General features: G+C 43.1%; 12 protein-coding genes. 7 read left to right on the forward strand and 5 right to left on the reverse strand.

Features of this window, described 5'->3' with window-relative positions:
* Positions 1–70: 70 nt before the first annotated feature.
* The 5 genes from BMW61_RS22395 (at position 71) to BMW61_RS05260 (ending at position 5,558) form a co-directional block, all read left to right on the forward strand.
* Complete coding sequence (locus tag BMW61_RS22395) at positions 71–1,936, forward strand: alpha-galactosidase (protein ID WP_242876626.1); 1,866 nt, start codon at positions 71–73, stop codon at positions 1,934–1,936.
* A 13-nt stretch (positions 1,937–1,949) separates the two neighbouring features.
* On the forward strand, positions 1,950–2,306 hold the full coding sequence (locus BMW61_RS05245; RefSeq protein WP_139176216.1) for a hypothetical protein: 357 nt from the start codon (positions 1,950–1,952) through the stop codon (positions 2,304–2,306).
* A gap of 98 nt (positions 2,307–2,404) precedes the next feature.
* On the forward strand, positions 2,405–3,562 hold the full coding sequence (locus BMW61_RS05250) for a GGDEF domain-containing protein (protein ID WP_175475103.1): 1,158 nt from the start codon (positions 2,405–2,407) through the stop codon (positions 3,560–3,562).
* A gap of 17 nt (positions 3,563–3,579) precedes the next feature.
* Positions 3,580–4,311 (forward strand): HD-GYP domain-containing protein, encoded by a 732-nt coding sequence (locus BMW61_RS05255; RefSeq protein ID WP_022761087.1) that lies wholly within the window; start codon positions 3,580–3,582, stop codon positions 4,309–4,311.
* Positions 4,308–5,558, forward strand: a complete 1,251-nt coding sequence (locus BMW61_RS05260; RefSeq protein ID WP_242876628.1) for an extracellular solute-binding protein — start codon at positions 4,308–4,310, stop codon at positions 5,556–5,558. Before BMW61_RS05255 ends, BMW61_RS05260 begins: the two co-directional genes overlap by 4 nt.
* 1 nt (position 5,559) lies before the next feature.
* Here the strand turns inward: BMW61_RS05260 and BMW61_RS05265 are convergent, their stop codons facing one another.
* From BMW61_RS05265 to BMW61_RS05285, 5 genes are all read right to left on the reverse strand, one after another.
* Complete coding sequence (locus BMW61_RS05265; protein WP_091820187.1) at positions 5,560–7,251, reverse strand: GGDEF domain-containing protein; 1,692 nt, start codon at positions 7,249–7,251, stop codon at positions 5,560–5,562.
* Positions 7,244–9,025, reverse strand: a complete 1,782-nt coding sequence (locus tag BMW61_RS05270) for a GGDEF domain-containing protein (protein ID WP_091820189.1) — start codon at positions 9,023–9,025, stop codon at positions 7,244–7,246. The genes BMW61_RS05265 and BMW61_RS05270 overlap by 8 nt, the downstream gene beginning before the upstream one ends.
* A 133-nt stretch (positions 9,026–9,158) precedes the next feature.
* Complete coding sequence (locus BMW61_RS05275) at positions 9,159–9,974, reverse strand: TPM domain-containing protein (protein ID WP_022761091.1); 816 nt, start codon at positions 9,972–9,974, stop codon at positions 9,159–9,161.
* A gap of 22 nt (positions 9,975–9,996) precedes the next feature.
* Positions 9,997–11,037 carry a TFIIB-type zinc ribbon-containing protein gene (locus BMW61_RS05280; protein WP_242876630.1) on the reverse strand — a complete coding sequence of 347 codons (1,041 nt, stop codon included), beginning with the start codon at positions 11,035–11,037 and terminating at the stop codon, positions 9,997–9,999.
* 76 nt (positions 11,038–11,113) lie between these two features.
* On the reverse strand, positions 11,114–12,319 hold the full coding sequence (locus BMW61_RS05285) for an SPFH domain-containing protein (RefSeq protein ID WP_091820213.1): 1,206 nt from the start codon (positions 12,317–12,319) through the stop codon (positions 11,114–11,116).
* A 170-nt stretch (positions 12,320–12,489) separates the two neighbouring features.
* Here BMW61_RS05285 and BMW61_RS05290 point away from each other — a divergent pair, with 170 nt between their 5' ends.
* Positions 12,490–14,037: an ASKHA domain-containing protein gene (locus tag BMW61_RS05290; protein WP_175475104.1), complete on the forward strand. Its 1,548-nt coding sequence runs from the start codon at positions 12,490–12,492 to the stop codon at positions 14,035–14,037.
* A 70-nt stretch (positions 14,038–14,107) separates the two neighbouring features.
* The gene (ftsH, locus tag BMW61_RS05295) at positions 14,108–16,393 is read left to right on the forward strand and encodes an ATP-dependent zinc metalloprotease FtsH (RefSeq protein WP_091820216.1); all 2,286 of its coding nucleotides are present in this window, start codon (positions 14,108–14,110) and stop codon (positions 16,391–16,393) included.
* The last annotated feature ends 8 nt before the right edge of the window (positions 16,394–16,401 follow it).

The following is a 16,401-nucleotide window of genomic DNA, read 5'->3' on the forward strand; positions in this document are numbered from 1 at the left end:
AGAGTTTTTTGCAAAACTAGGATAAGTTAATAATGTAAATACAGATAAGTTTCTTTTCACGGGAGGACCTATGCTTAGACCTGACAAAATAACAGAGGCCGGACGCTTTAACAGTTTTGATAATAACGAAATATTACTTGGAAAAAAGAAAAACCACCTTCCTGCAATGGGGTGGAACAGCTGGAATGCCTTCGGAAGCTGTAATACCGAAGCACTGACTAAGGCAATGGCAGATAAAATGGTAGAGCTGGGCCTTGATAAGAAAGGTTATCAGTATGTAGTTTTGGACGATGGCTGTTATAACCCCGAGAGGATTGACGGAAAGCTAGCTGCGGAACCGGTGAAGTTCCCGGGTGGTTTTAAGTCTGTTTCCGATTATGTCCATGCTAAAGGTCTTAAGTTTGGCATGTACAATGATATAGGTGTAAAGACCTGCTCCGGAGCAAGGGTTGGCATTTGCGGATACGAGGATGTGGATGCAAAAAGCTATGTTGAATGGGGCGTTGATTTTATGAAGGTTGATAATTGCTATTATCCTTTTGATAACGCTACTTTTTCAAATTCAGAGAATGCTGCATACACCTTTACGCCTGATATCAGAGCAATAAAAATATGCGGAAAGAAAAGCGAGATTCTTAGCGCCGTATCCGATGGCAGAATAACCGGTGATCGTGCTCATGCAGAAAAGGATTATGTGACGGGGCTCGGAACCTTCGATGGAACGGGACCTGATGCTTCTCCCGTGGGAGTTAGAAGCAGTGAACTCATTTTTGATTATGAGCCCTCTGCTGATAATAAGACAGATAATAATGAATACCAGATCTTAGTGGAATACAGATCCTCAAAAGAGGAGGGGCGTGGTGACTGGCTTCAGCTTGCGGTAGGGGATGAGTATTATTATGACGATTTTCTTACCAAGGGACTTGATGCGGAGCTCTCTGATAAGAATTTGAATGATCCCGATAACAGAAATAATCCCGTGGATAACAATATGCCGGATCTGGACGGGGAAGAAAATAAAGAGGCTGCAGATAAGGAATTCATCTGGAGTGAGCCTGTTACAGTCAAGCTTGGTGATGGTATTAATCATATCAGGATTATGAATCACAGAAGACAGGAAAACACTCTTAATTCATATTCCAGAATCCTGAAGGCACTTAATGAAGCTGCTCCCGGACACGATATCATCTATTCTGCCTGCGAATGGGGTAAGAGTCATCCGCAGAACTGGGCTTACAAAGTATGTGACAGCTGGAGAATCCTGAATGATATAACATTCCGGGTAGGAAGTGATGGAGATCCCGGGCACGGCGACTGGAAGGATGATTATACTCCAAGTGTGACGACGCAGTATAACAAGGCAGTCATAATGGATGAGTTCGCAGGTCTTGATAAGGGCTGGAACGATCCCGATATGCTGATGATAGGCATGGACGGACTTGATGAGATTCAGTGCAGAACACATATGACACTGTGGTGCATGATGAATTCGCCTCTTATGCTGGGACTTGATCTTAGAAGAGTACAAAAAGGTGACTGGATCTATAACATAATCGCCAATGACGATGCTATTGCAATTAATCAGGACTCTCTCGGAGTTCAGGCAAAGAGGGTATTTTCAACTCTGGCGAAGGAGTGTCCTGACAAGGAATATATTCGCGATATAAACCGTGTGGATATTCTTGTTAAACCGCTTAGCGGGGACAGATTTGCAATAACCTTTGTAAATGTCAGCGAGGAAGATAAGAAGGACTCTTACAGTATTACCCATAAGGAAATTCAAAAGTTCCTGGGAGATAGGATAAAATCAGCAGATAAATATCTTGTAAAAGATATTTGGACAGGAGAAGAAACCGAGAATGACACAGGTGTATTTAAAGTAGACGGACTTAAAGCCTGTGACCAGGTTACGATTGTTGTGACTCCTAAAGGCTGATTAAATAGGTAAAATGACGACTGAAGCATTCATAGATTATTTAACAGAAGAATACCATGGCGATACAGCCGCTTTTTGGAAGCATATGATGGCGGATAATTCAGAAGAGATGCTGATGCAACCTGTCACAAAGAAAAAAGCGGCTCTGATATTGCACGCCATGATGAGGGATTCACTTAATATAAAGGATGTTGACTGGGATAAGGCCAAGAAACTAAAGGATATCTATGATTGCCGCATCTGTGCTAATGCTGTTGCACAGGTAATTGAAAGAGGTCTTATAGAACCGGAGAAGCCGGACTTATTCGGAATGCAGATTCCCATGAAGGATGAAGAATTACTGAGCGCTGTGAAAAAGCTTATCATATAAATATAATGCTATCTTTAGATAATTATTAGATTTATCTGTTACAGTAATAATATACGTATTGTGGCATGCTATGCGATTTCAATAATGAGGATTGGAGCATGAGAGCACAAAGTATAAATCATTACGGTTACGATAAAGAAACTAAAGAGGAATGCACAGAGCTTATAAACGGAACCAATAGAAAACATGTGATGATTCTGAATATATGGTTCTTTATAGTGAACGTGCTGTGTATTATATTCTCGGCGTTTGATATCTTCAGCGTAAACCAGAGCGAGATGAGACTATATATCGCTTATGCAGTTGTTTCAGCTGTATTTTTTGTGGTGTGCAAGACCTATGGAGCGAAACCAACTACCGGAAGAGTGACGGTTCTGGTAGTCGTAAATATGCTTATATGGATGGCCTATTCCATTCAAATATCAATTGATCAGCCATACATGGCAGCTACACTTTTCATGGTCATGCTGGTTGTATTGTCTTTTTCTTTCATTTCCACCATGCTAAGGACATTGGCAGGCATAGCATTGTGCTGCGGATGTTTTCTATATTGTTCTTTTAAAATCAAAGCTATTTCCATCGCAGAGCAGGATTTATATAATGTAATCATTTTTGTTTCACTTTCAATCGTGCTGCACTTTGCCTTTCAGAGGACCAGAATGCAGCAGTTTGTCACGATGCAGAAAAATATACAGATTCAGCGCGAGCTGGAGATAAAATCAAGTTTTGACGCGCTTACGTCTTTGTTAAACAGAGGACGTTTCTTCTCCCTTGCAGGAAATATCCTTTCAAATCCACATGATGAATATATTGCAATATGTCTTCTCGACCTCGACGAGTTCAAACAGATAAATGATAAACTTGGGCACCAGATGGGCGATAAGGCTATCCAGATAGCGGGACAGACAATTATCGAGGGCCTCGGAGTGGATATGACAAAGAAGTGGACTTTTCAGGAAAAGGTTTTGAAGGAAGGAATCAGTTTTCCCGGAAGGCTTGGCGGTGATGAATTTATAGTGTTTATAAGAGGGAAGAAGAACAGAGAGGAAGTTACGGAGCTTCTTCAAAATATGCTCAGATCACTTAACAGTGTAGAAGTAGGAGATCTTCACGGAATACATGCATCTCTTGGGGTGACCGAGATAACAGAAAATGACAGAGACATAGATGTTGCTTATAAGCGTGCTGACGAGGCCCTGTATGAATCCAAGCGGGCAGGAAAAAATCAGATACGTTTTATGGACGCAGAAGAATAAAGGCAGGGAGGTAGATTATGAATTCAAATGAGATCAACCTGCTGATATTTTTCATAATAATACTGCTAATGCTCACAGCAATTACTCTGCATGAAAACTATACCAGGAAAAAGCGCACGGCAGCAATTCTTGAGATACTGGTTGGAATTATTGAAGCGGGAAATCCTAATCTCGACGGACATTCTCTCCATGTGCATAATCTGACGATGGTATTATATGAATTTATGCCCTTCAGATACAGATTACAGGTCAGCCAGATTGACCTTCACTATGCGTCGCTTCTTTTGGATATAGGTAAAAATGGCATACCTGATTCGATAATGGAACATGCGGGGAAGCTTGGACAAAATGAGTGGGAGATAGTAAAGAAGCATCCTGATATAGGAGTAAATATGTTAAAGGATGTGCCCGGGATGGGGAAAACTCTTTCCTACATTCTGTATCATCATGAAAGAATTGATGGTAAGGGCTATCACCAGCTGACAGGGGAACAGATTCCCCTCGGAGCCAGAATGATTGCGGTGGCAGATGCTTATTCTGCCATGACAATGAATCGCTTGTACAAAGCTACTTTGCCCTACGCTGAAGCTACATCCGAACTTCGATTAGCAGCCGGTACACAGCTTGATGAGAATCTTGTAAACATTTTTTGTAATATACCGATGAGTAAAATTGATTCCTGTATGGAGGATGTCAATCTTAAAATGGAGAGATATCCCAACGCCAGAAAGGGGAGTATAGGTGTATGAAGTGGAAGAGAATGCTTTCCGCTATACTGACAGTCATGGTGCTTATATGTGCGATGTCCTGCGGGAAACAGCAGAATAATCAAAAAGTATCGGGAGTGGATCCGGAGAAGGCGCCTCATATAACATTGGCGCTAAGAGCCGGTATTTACTCCGATGCGATAAAATCCTGCCTTGTTCAGTTTGAAGAAGAGAACCAGGTTATTTGTGATGTGCTGGAACTTGGAGAAGAAGAGCTTCACAAAGGTATTCTTGAAAATGCATCGAAGACTGAAGGGCAATATGATCTTTGTATGATAGACGGATCCTGGAAGGCAGAGATGACCGCAAATTCATTACTGTTAAACCTTTCCAAAGAAGGATATGAACTGGACGATGACATTATAAAAGCTACCACGACTATCTGCTACGATGGAAATGATATATATGTTGCGCCTTTTTACGGCAATGTGACCGTTCTTCTTTTCAATAAATATAACGTGGAGAAAGCGGGATATAATGTTGAACAACTTTCATCCCTTGAAGAGATATATCAGGTGTGCAAGGCTTCACAGGATAAAGGGAACCTGGGGTTCATGTACAGGGGCGATTCCGAGAACAATTATGTGGTGGATTTTCTCCCGATTCTCAGATCCTACGGCGGGTGGGTTGTTGATGAAAATAACAAGCCCACGGTAAATACAGAGGAATTCAAGAAAGCGCTCAATTTTTATATGCAGCTGATTGCTACAGGAAAATCGGAAAGCAGAGATGACCTTATAATGGCGATCGACAACGGAGCAGCTACTATGGCGGTAGGCTGGCCGGGGTGGTATACGCCTACAAAGAGATCAGCATCTGACTACATTGCACTTACGGGAAAAGCGTTCAGTGACTCTGAAGGGTATAATGCAAATGTATATGGTATATGGACCATAGGTGTTCCTGTAAATAGCCAAAATAAGGAATTGGCAGTGAAGCTTGTTAAGTATCTGATGGACCCTCAAGTGCAAAAAAGTACAATAGAATACGGAGGCGTTCCCTGCAGATACTCATGCCTTACTGATGAGAAGATTCTGGCAGATAATCCTCCGCTAAAAGCGGTCTGTGCTGCTCTTGAAAACGGTGTTTACAGACCTGATATGGAAGAGTGGACCGAATTTTATACAATACTCGGAAATAAGATGGAGCTTATCATAAACGGGGAGAAAGATATAGACGAAGGGCTTTCTGAGGCACAGGCAGAGCTTGAGGAGATGCTCTGTAAATAATCTATATCCTTGCAACTATGCCGAGCTTTGCGTGCATGAGCTTTTTGTTTTCATACATTCGCTTATCGGCAAGCAGATAAACACTGTGAGAGTTTTTCTGCTCCACTTCAGTGCTGAAGGCATAACCGGAAGCTACGCTTCTTCTGTAGCCGGGATACAGAACATTTTTCACCTCAAGCGCGTCTTTAAGCCTTGTTAAAAGAGTATCCACTTCATCAAAATGTTCCTTTTTGAGAATTGCCACAAACTCATCGCCACCTATCCTGGCGATGAAAGCTTTGTCATCAAAACACTGTTTAAGAACCTGAGAGAATTCCAATAAATATTTATCTCCTGCGGCATGTCCGTCGCTATCGTTAATTTCCTTAAGGCCGTTAAGATCAAGACTTACTATGCAGTAGTCGTCATCGCTTTTGTCCAAATCTTCCAGATACTTATCATAGCGTGATCTGTTTGGAAGATCTGTCAGTCCGTCTGCATAAGCAAGGTGTGTCAGAGACGCATACTCTTTTCTCATGGCGAAGGATTCCGACAAGTAAATGAAATAGTTAATGAGGTTTGCGAAAACGAATATCAGTCCTGCCATTGGAATCATGCGTGTTGTCAGGAATGATGAGGGAACAATATTCCTTATTTCCAGAGAAAAAGCGGAATAGTTGATTATGTATGACAGAGCAAAAACAGAAAGACCGAGTAACTGTATTACCTCGGCAGGCGCAAGCTTTTTTTGCTTAAAATCTTTAAAGAAGATGATAAGCATGAAGAAGGAACATATTATGGATATGCACTGAAAATACGGTAACGTACGATTCATATGCATGACACCAGTAAAATGGAGTGCAATTAGTCCAAGGCAAATGAGGGAACTGGTGCAGGACACTACCATAAATATCCAATCGCGGTAGTGCTGTTGGATGCAGCCGACAATAAGGTAAGTAAGAGGCACCATAAGATAAAGAGAGACATACTCGATTTCGGTCGCTTTGCTTTTGGTGTCGATGAAAAAGTCGATCAGCCTGAAGTAACCCAAGAGCCATAATCCCAGATTAATAAACAGGACTGATGCAAAGAGCTGGGAGAGAATATTGGGCAGAGTTTTGTAAAAACTTAAGGTGATAATCAGAAAAGCAGCACCAAAAATAATCAGGAAAATTCCCGAAGCAAGAGGGAACATATTATGGAATATGTAGGAGCGCATGACATCGTGATAATCGCCGTATACAGGCGGCAAGAAAAAATTATAGAAGCTGTCTTCTTCAACATAGAGGACGAGCCGCAGCTCCATAGGATGATCCTTTTCCGGAACAGGAACAACGTGGTAACTGCAGCCAATGTAATCCCCGTTTTTCAGCAAATCTTTATATTCGGAATGGACGAGTTCATTATCAATAAACAGGTCAAATGCAGAATATCTTGAGAGGAACATCAACGTAGGAAAATCGAAGGAACTGCTCTCGGGAATGGTCCTTGAGAGAACAATGGTATCTCCCTTTTTTGATGCATAGTTAAGAGCCTTCGGGATATCGTAAAGAGTGATATTCTCGAAGCTTTCTTCGTTAAATTCAACAGACCATTCTTTATCAAATGTGTATATCTTTCCTGCATTAGCCGGATAGAATAAAAAGTGGCATATAGTTACAAGAAGCAGGAAGGTAAGAAGTGCAATTATAAGGAATTTGATTCGTTTAATCATCTGCAGGTACACCTCCTTCCTTCGAGGGTGTATTGCCCATTATGTCATTTACAAATCTTCCGATCTTGGAAGAATGATGCTTGTCTTTTTCTTCATACATGCGATTATCGGCAAGCACAAAAACGTCACCTGCATCGCTTCCCTGAACTTCACGGCTGTAGGCGAAACCACAGGATGCGGACAGATTAAGGTTTGTTTCATGACTGTTGAAAGCATTAAGTCTTTCACACAGGTCATTTATCATTTTTTCGCATATTCCTTCCTCGGGATTCTCTACTGCCACAAGGAATTCATCACCGCCGGTTCTCCCTATCAAAGCTGCACCGGAAAAAGCCTGCTTCATGATGTCTGCGAAGGTCTTTAACATTCGGTCACCCTCCTGATGTCCCAGTGTGTCATTGACCGGTTTCAAATTATCCATATCGATCGAAATAATGGCGAATTTTCCCTGTACCGAGGCCATGTACTGCATGCATTTTGCACGGTTCATGAGTCCTGTGAGAGAGTCTGTATAGGCCAGACCTTCAAGGTGTTCCTTCATGTAGACGGAGTTTATATGCTCAATTCCATGATAGAAATAGAATACAAACAGACAAAGAACAAAGCACAGTGCACCGATTGTCATGAAGTTTATATCAGCGTAAGCTTCGCCGCCGGCCAAAAGGAATTTGAGCACATTGTATTTTATGATATCAATTACCGAGCATACTATGAAAAGGGCAAGACCGAGTATAAGGATGCTGTCTGAAGTCATACCGACGTATTCCGGACTGTTCCTTCGTTCCTGATAATGCCTTATAACATCGGATATAATTTGAGGGAGCTCTACTACAGTTTCTAATATGGCCAGGACATGAAGTGTGGGCACAAAAATGTTAATATGGATAATTCCGCAGACATGCAAAACGGTGGTAATAATCGGGAATAGAGCATTTATCGCTATGAGGATCTTATTTAAATTATTGTTAAGGCTGGGATGTGATGAGATAAGAAATGCGATAATAGCAAAAGGTATTGAGTACAGCGAAAAATACTCAAGAAAATTGAAGAAGGCTTCATAATCCGAAAGGAAGCAAAACAGGTCGTTAAAAGCAAGGTTGTAGGCACCAAGGAAAAATGCTATCAGTGAAGTGAAGATTAGTGACAGATCATGTCCGTGGTACATATACAGATACGAGGAAAGTGTCAGTAAAAGAAAAGCAAAGACTAGCTGGAAACCGCCTATGAACAGAGGGAGGCGCTTTTTCTGCAATAAGTGCCGCTCGAGCTCAAATCTGTTTCCGTAGTAGACCGGTGAAAGACCGGAGAATGCATCATCTTCTGTGACATCGAGTCTGATTGTCAGAGTTTTTCCGGCATATTGTTGCGGATTTTTAATTGGAACAAAATTAAAGTGCTTGGGGAGGAGCCGACCGGAATCAAAATATTCGTTTCCATAGGTATAGATTACTTCATTATCTATGTATACAGTAACTACGGAAAGGATTGTCCTGAACATGATACAGGCTGATGGCACCGACTCCGAAGGCATTTTTGTACTTAGGATTACAACATCGCCCTTTTGGGAATCTCCTATATTCAGATCTTCAAGAGATGCATCATCTGCATGAAAATTTCCATGCTTTACAGACCATCCGTCTTCCAGGGTGGTCATATGATAGGTGTTTGGCGTGGTCATAAATGAGCTGCCAAAAAGAATTAAAATTACCGGTATTATTACCAGCAAAATGGGCAGCAGCCACACGTTTATATGTAAATAATCGCGAAGTCGCATAGCTCTCTCCTGATAATAAGTATATCAATAAAAAAAGCAGTCTTTTATAAAAAAACAGTTATATTTCTGAATTTTGTATTACCAGAAGAAGTAAAAAGACCTCATCCGAGTGATGGATGAGGTCCGAGGATTTTTAAAAGCTTCCGCTGCTTCCGCCGTGGCTTGTTCCCGAAGAACCTGTATGGGTTGAAGAACCGCCGGTATCCTTTGGCTTAGCATGCTTTGACAGAGTTTTTCTTATAAATCTGTCGTGGTGTCCGGTTAGGGACAGACCATTTTGTGAATAATTCGAAGCTCCGGTTTCTCTGTGAACCGTGTGGAGCTGCGCAATAAATATGAAAAGCGGAATCAGTGCAAGTAAAAGACCTGCAAGAATACAGATTCCGAGTTTCCCTGCTGTGAAGGTGTGGGAGTCAATATCATCCTGAAGCTTTCTGCTGCAAGCAGAGATAAATTTATCGAAGGAGGAGTAATAATTTCCTGCCGATAAATCGCTCTTGCAGGCATCAATAAGGTCTTCCTGATCTGAATCCGAGTACACCTGTATTGCAGAGCCGGTTGTTGTAATATGCCATTGTCTGGAGGTTATATCAATCAGGAAGAGAATTCCGTCGTGTTTTTCTCCAATGCCATAGCCGTTATAATCGTAAAAATCGTCGGCATAGGCCTCTACATCGCGGCTTCCGAGACTGTCTACGGTAACAATGACAATGGCGGAATTATACTCGTTTTCCACCTGATAGATATGAGTTGCCAGAGCGTTCTCTTCGTCATCCGTCAGCAGATCGGCGGCATCGACTACAGGGAAAAGTGATCCGTCTACCGTATAAACGGGATCCACAAGACCCTCGGTGCCGGCCTTAACATTAAACGACAGGATGACAGGCAATGCCAGAATGAAGCATATCAGCATGGCCGTAATAATATTCAGTTGTTTTTTATGATTCATATTCCTATCCCTTAATGTATTATTAGCTGATAATGATGAGACAGATGATTATGGAAATAAGTGTAAATCCAAGCGCTGAAAGGATATAGAGTACGGCAGCTCGTCCCTTACTTACAGGAAGGTTGCCGACAAATTTACCGCTCTGACCGTTCATTGCGAACAGATAGTTGTTTCCGTTCCAGGAAGTGTTTAACAGCCATACCGGATAGAGCGCATATTTGTGTGAAAGACTGCGCACCTGTTTGTTTCTGGTAATGGGTGTTACTGATGAATAGCCGGTTACGGTATTTCTGATATCGTTTTCAACCGTGTTCTCCATACGATTCACGATGTGCGTCTTGGTTTCCTCTACATCAACGTCGTATCTGTTTGCAAGAAATCCTGCAAGATATCCGCTGTTGAAGGGAACCGCCTCGGAAAAGTTGAAGGGTTCGATGGATTCCATAAGATCATCGGGCATCTCTTTTGAAGCGTCATGGGGTACATGACTGAATTCTTCGTGACCGGATCTGTCAACCTCGTAAAAGCTGGTTTCCGTGTAATTGTAGTCACTGTCACTCCAGGTTCTGACCTTTGTTGCTTCGAATCTGTAGTCAGCATCTATCTTTGCATCATAAAGCCAGTACGGAATATAAATTCCGCGAATTTTGTCTATATGATTCTGCGCAAAGAAAACCCTGGGTAAAAGCAATTTTCCTTTAACATAGCCGGCATAGCTGTCCATGGCGTCCTGCTTGCTTTTCTTAAACGGGATGACATAGTTGGGGCGAAGGTCACCGGCGAACTTTTCTTTTACAACAACATTGTTACTGCAAAAAGGGCAGGTGAGGGATCCTTCAGTCTCAGAGGCGACTATCTCACCTCCGCAGGACTGACAGGAATACACCACCATACCATCGGTTTCGCCGGGTTTCCATTCTGTGCCTTCCGAAAGCCATTCATTGCTGTCTGCTTTTGCATCTTTGTCCTGTTCCTCCTGTCTGGGGGCTTTGTAATCACTAACCTTTATTTTGGTGTCGCAATAAGGACAAAGCAGCATCTGACTGCCGGCATCAAAATTCATTACCCCTCCGCACGAGGGGCATTCATATTCGGTTAATCCCATAGATAATTTCCTAAACTATTATTTCTGCCGATAATTATGGTCTGGGCTGACCACAATTTGAACAGAATTTTCCGCTGTTAACAGTTCCGCATGAGCATGTCCAGTCTGCGCTGGGCTTGGGCTTACCGCAATTTGAGCAGAAATTGCCGTTGTTAACGGTTCCGCATGCGCATGTCCAACCACCCTGGCTCTGAGGCTGCATCTGAGGAGCTGCCTGTGCAGGCTGTGCCTGCTGCCCCATAGCGAAGAGTCCGGCTGCGTTTGCGCCGCCTGCCTGCTGTGCCATGTTCATTCCTGCAAATGCCATCATAGGACCTGTTGATGTGTTCTTAGCGGCATCCTGCATAGCCTGTGCCTGTGCGCCTACAAGAGTAGCGGCTGCCATGTTGGGATTTGAAAGAACAGCATTCTTCTGAAGCTCTTTGATCATCTTTTCATCTTCTTCAGAAGCGTTTACGGAGTTGATACCGAATGTGGAAATTCTGATTCCGTAAGTGTCGCCCCATTTAGCTGAAAGAACTTCGTTCAGTGCATCAGCGATCTCTGTGGTGTGTCCGGGAAGAGCACTGTAACGAACGCCTGTCTCTGAAATCTTTGCAAATGCGGGCTGAAGAGCTGTGAGAAGCTCACTCTTAAGCTGAGATTCGATATTCTCTCTCTTGTACTCTCCTGTGAAGTTTCCGCAGAGATTGGTATAGAAGAGAATGGGATCTACGATCTTGTAACTGTATTCACCATGGCAACGGATGGAGATATCAACGTCGAGGCCGATGTTTTTATCTACAACACGGAAAGGAACCGGATTAGCGGTACCGTACTTGTTGCCGATGATATCCTTGGTATTAATATAGTAAATGCGCTGGTCGTTTGCGGCATCTCCGCCGAAACTGATACGTTTACCGATCTTTTTAAAGGTTTCCTTGATATTGGAAGAGAGGCTTCCGTAGAAGAGAGAAGGCTCTGTGCTTACATCATATACGAACTCACCGGGCTCAGCGCAGATTTCAGTTACTTTTCCCTGATCAACGAGAATCATGCACTGCCCGTCAGCAACTGCTATTATTGAACCGTTGGAAATGATGTTATCATTACCCTTGGTGTTGGAGCTTCCTCTGCCGGTACGCTTAACGCCCTTAACGGCAAGTGTGTCAGCAGGAATAGCATCACAATAGAAATAGTCTCTCCAGGAATCAGCGAGAACACTTGAAGCAGCTCCGACTCCAGCTTGTAAAATACCCATACAAAAATTTCCTCCTTTTAAATTAAGTTTTACCTTTTTATATTGTGGTCTTTTTTGTCAGACCATTATTGAATACTGATAAAAATTATACCACAATTAAGATATAATTATAAAATAAGATGTACAAATTAAATGGGGTTAAGTTGCCAATTGCAGCGATGAAAGAACATATGAAACTGTTATACAATGGAAAAACATACAATATCAGCAGAGGGACGCTACTCTCCGAGCTATTTAAGCGCGAAAATATGGATATTCCTATGGTCTGCGCAGGTATGGGAAGATGCGGAAAGTGCAAGGTGAGGTTTGTCAGCGGTGCCCCCAGGGCGACTTCAGCTGACAGCTCGTTTTTTAGTGAGGATGAGATAAAAAGTGGCTGGAGACTGGCTTGCAGAGCTGTAATTACAGAGGATGCTGAGATTGAGACTGATCTTTCCGCTGCAAAAGAAGATAAGGCTTTCAGTATAAAGGAGGAGAGCAGAGAGGATAAGTGCGAGGATCTTTCGTCCGGAAACTTTGTTGCAGCCATAGATATCGGTACCACAACGATTGCAGCAGCAATCATATCGCCAAAGGACGGGAATGACATCATAAAGAAGGCAGTAACCATGAATCATCAAAGAAGTTACGGCGCCGATGTTATAAGCAGGATCAAGGCGGCAAATGAGGGCAATGCTGATGTTTTGAGAAAGCTGGTAACGGATGATTTGAAGGGACTTCTTAAAAATGTAGCCTTAAAGGAGGTCGTGATTGCCGGGAATACTACCATGCTTCATTTACTGGTGGGGGATTCCTGTGAGGGTTTGGGAATTTCTCCCTATAAACCCGTAAGACTTTCATATCCGGAGATGAGCTTTTCTGAGGTACTTGGAGTCACATTCGAAGAGAAAGATATTTATGATGAAACCGAATGCAGAATAATGCCAGGTATATCTGCTTTTGTTGGAGCGGATATCGTATCCGGTATGTATGCCCTTGATTTTTATAAGATACCTGAGGGTAAAACCTATATGCTTATTGATCTTGGAACAAACGGAGAGATGGCAGTTGCGGACTCCAAAAAAATAACTGTCTGCTCGACGGCAGCAGGTCCGGTGTTTGAGGGAGGCGGTATATCCTGCGGTATGGCCGGAGTTTCGGGAGCCATAGAGCATGTAAAGATTGATAAAGAGAAAAAAACCGCGGATTACAGGACGATAGAAAATACAGAACCTCTCGGAATCTGCGGAAGCGGAGTACTTGAACTTGTATCCGAACTCAGAAGATGCGATATCGTCGATGAAACAGGTCTTCTGGCGGATGAATATTTCGAAGAAGGTTTTATATTATATAAGGATGAAAAAAAGACGATTTCTTTTCCGCAGAATGATATTCGTGCTCTGCAGCTTGCAAAGGCTGCGATAAGAAGCGGGATAGATACCCTGCTTTCGGAACATGGCATTACTTCCGCAGATGTGGATAAGGTATATATTGCCGGAGGATTCAGTGAACATCTTGATATTGATATGATAAAAGCACTAAAGATGTTACCGGAGGGATTTATAAATAAAAACATAACAGAGTGCGTAGGTAACACTTCGCTAAAGGGCTGTATAAAGGCGCTCGGAGATTGTGATTATCAAAAAAAGATCACTGATATTGCAGCCCGTTCGAGTGAGATTTCATTGGCAGGTACAGATACCTTCGGAGAGAGTTTTATTTCAGCTATGAATTTATAAATTGATTTATGCATCTGTTATACTTATAATAGAACGATAGGAACCACGAAACGAGATTAAGAGGTAAGCAATGGATAACAATTATAATAACAATAATGGGGCAGGCGGAGAAGGCGGTCCCAAGAAACAAAATATATTACTGCTGGTTGTTGCTGCGCTTGTGTCAGTGCTTTTCATGACATATTTCATGCGCGCGGTTACAGGTTCCAGTAATAAAGAAGTAACTTATTCCGAGTTTATTCAGATGATCGAGGATAAGAAGGTTGAGAGCGTAGTGATCGAGAGTGACCGCATCAACATTATCCCCAAGGTAAGTTCTGATGAGCTTAAGTTCAATCCCTTCTCCGGTTCGACCACGGTTTTGACATATTATACGGGTAAAGCCGAGGATGATTCCACACTTACGAAGAGACTTCTTGATGCAGGAATTCCGGTAAGCAGTGAGATTCCGGATTCTTCGAGTGCGATCATCTCCTTTGCCGTTTATTATGTTCTTCCGATTTTGCTCATGTGGCTGATTCTTTCATTTGTGTTCAGACGCATGTCGAAGGGCGGCGGTCCGCTCGGTATCGGTAAAAACAACGCTAAGGTTTACATGCAGCGTGAGACAGGAGTTACTTTCAAGGATGTAGCGGGCGAGGATGAAGCAAAAGAATCTCTTGTTGAGGTCGTTGACTTCCTTCATAATCCCGGCAGATACGTTAAGATCGGCGCGAAGCTTCCGAAAGGTGCTCTTTTGGTAGGACCTCCCGGAACAGGTAAGACACTTCTTGCCAAAGCGGTTGCGGGTGAGGCACACGTTCCTTTTTATTCACTTGCAGGATCTGACTTTATTGAGCTGTATGTCGGTGTCGGTGCGAGCCGTGTTCGTGAACTTTTCGCAGAGGCCAGCAAAAATGCGCCTTGTATTATTTTCATAGATGAGATTGATGCTATCGGAAGAAGCCGTGACAGTAAGTACGGCGGCGGAAATGAAGAGCGTGAGCAGACACTGAACCAGCTGCTTTCAGAGATGGATGGTTTTGATTCTTCAAAGGGTGTCCTCGTTCTCGGAGCTACAAACAGACCTGAGATTCTTGATAAAGCGCTTCTTCGTCCCGGACGTTTCGACAGACGAATCATCGTTGATAAGCCTGATCTTAAGGGCCGTGAAGAGATCCTTAAGGTTCATTCCAAGGACGTTAAAATGGATGAGACCGTTGATCTTAAGGGAATCGCTCTGGCTACCAGCGGTGCGGTAGGTTCGGATCTCGCTAACATGATCAACGAGGCAGCCATAAATGCGGTTAAGGCGCACAGAGAGTATGTTTGCCAGCAGGATCTTATGGAGGCCGTTGAGCAGGTACTTGTAGGAAAAGAGAAAAAGGACAGAATCCTCAGTAAGGAGGAGAGAAAAATCGTCTCCTATCATGAGGTTGGACATGCCCTTATCAGTGCGGTTCAGAAGAATACTGAGCCTGTTCAGAAGATCACAATTGTTCCCAGAACTATGGGTGCACTCGGATATGTAATGCAGGTTCCGGAGGATGAGAAATACCTCGAGACCAAGGATGAGATCATTGATGATATCATTGTTTCTCTCGGTGGACGTGCGGCTGAGGAAGTTATTTTCAACACAGTTACAACAGGTGCTGAGAATGATATTGAGAAAGCTACCTCAATGGCCAGAAGTATGATAACAATGTTCGGTATGAGTGATAAGTTCGGACTCATGCAGCTTGAATCAATACAGAACAGATACCTCGACGGAAACAGAGTGCTCAACTGCAGCCCGCAGACAGAGTATGAAGTTGACGAAGAGGTGAAAAAGCTTCTTGCCGACTGTTACGAAAAGGCAAAGCAGATCATTCGAGATCACATTGATACCATGGATAAGATCGCACAGTTCCTTATAGAGAAAGAGACCATCACCGGTAAGGAATTCATGAAGATCTATCGCGAGGTAGAGAATATTCCCGAACCCACCGAGGAAGAGATGGAGGAGGCAAAGCACGGAAGAATCTATGCTACACGCCCCGAATCCGCAGCGGTTGGAGAGAATGTTCCGATCAAGGAGAAGGAGAAGAAGGAGTCTGTTTCTGCAGAGAAGGAGCCGGAACCCGTTCCTGTTACTTCTGAGCAGCAGCCACAGCCCCAGCAGGGATATATAAACTGGCAGCAGCCTCAAGACGCTACCAATGGTCAGTCGCAGCAGAGCACGACATCTTTCGGACTTCCTACATACGGCCAGCCTACATATGGCCCGGGCGGAGCATCCTATGCCGCTCAGCCTGAGAAGAAGGAAGAGAATGAGGATACACCTACAGGTGGTGGACGCTTCTCACATATGCCTGACAATTTTGATAATCAGAACTAAGAATTTTC

Origin of the sequence: Butyrivibrio sp. ob235 (genome assembly GCF_900109475.1) — a bacterium.
Lineage (GTDB): Bacteria > Bacillota > Clostridia > Lachnospirales > Lachnospiraceae > Butyrivibrio.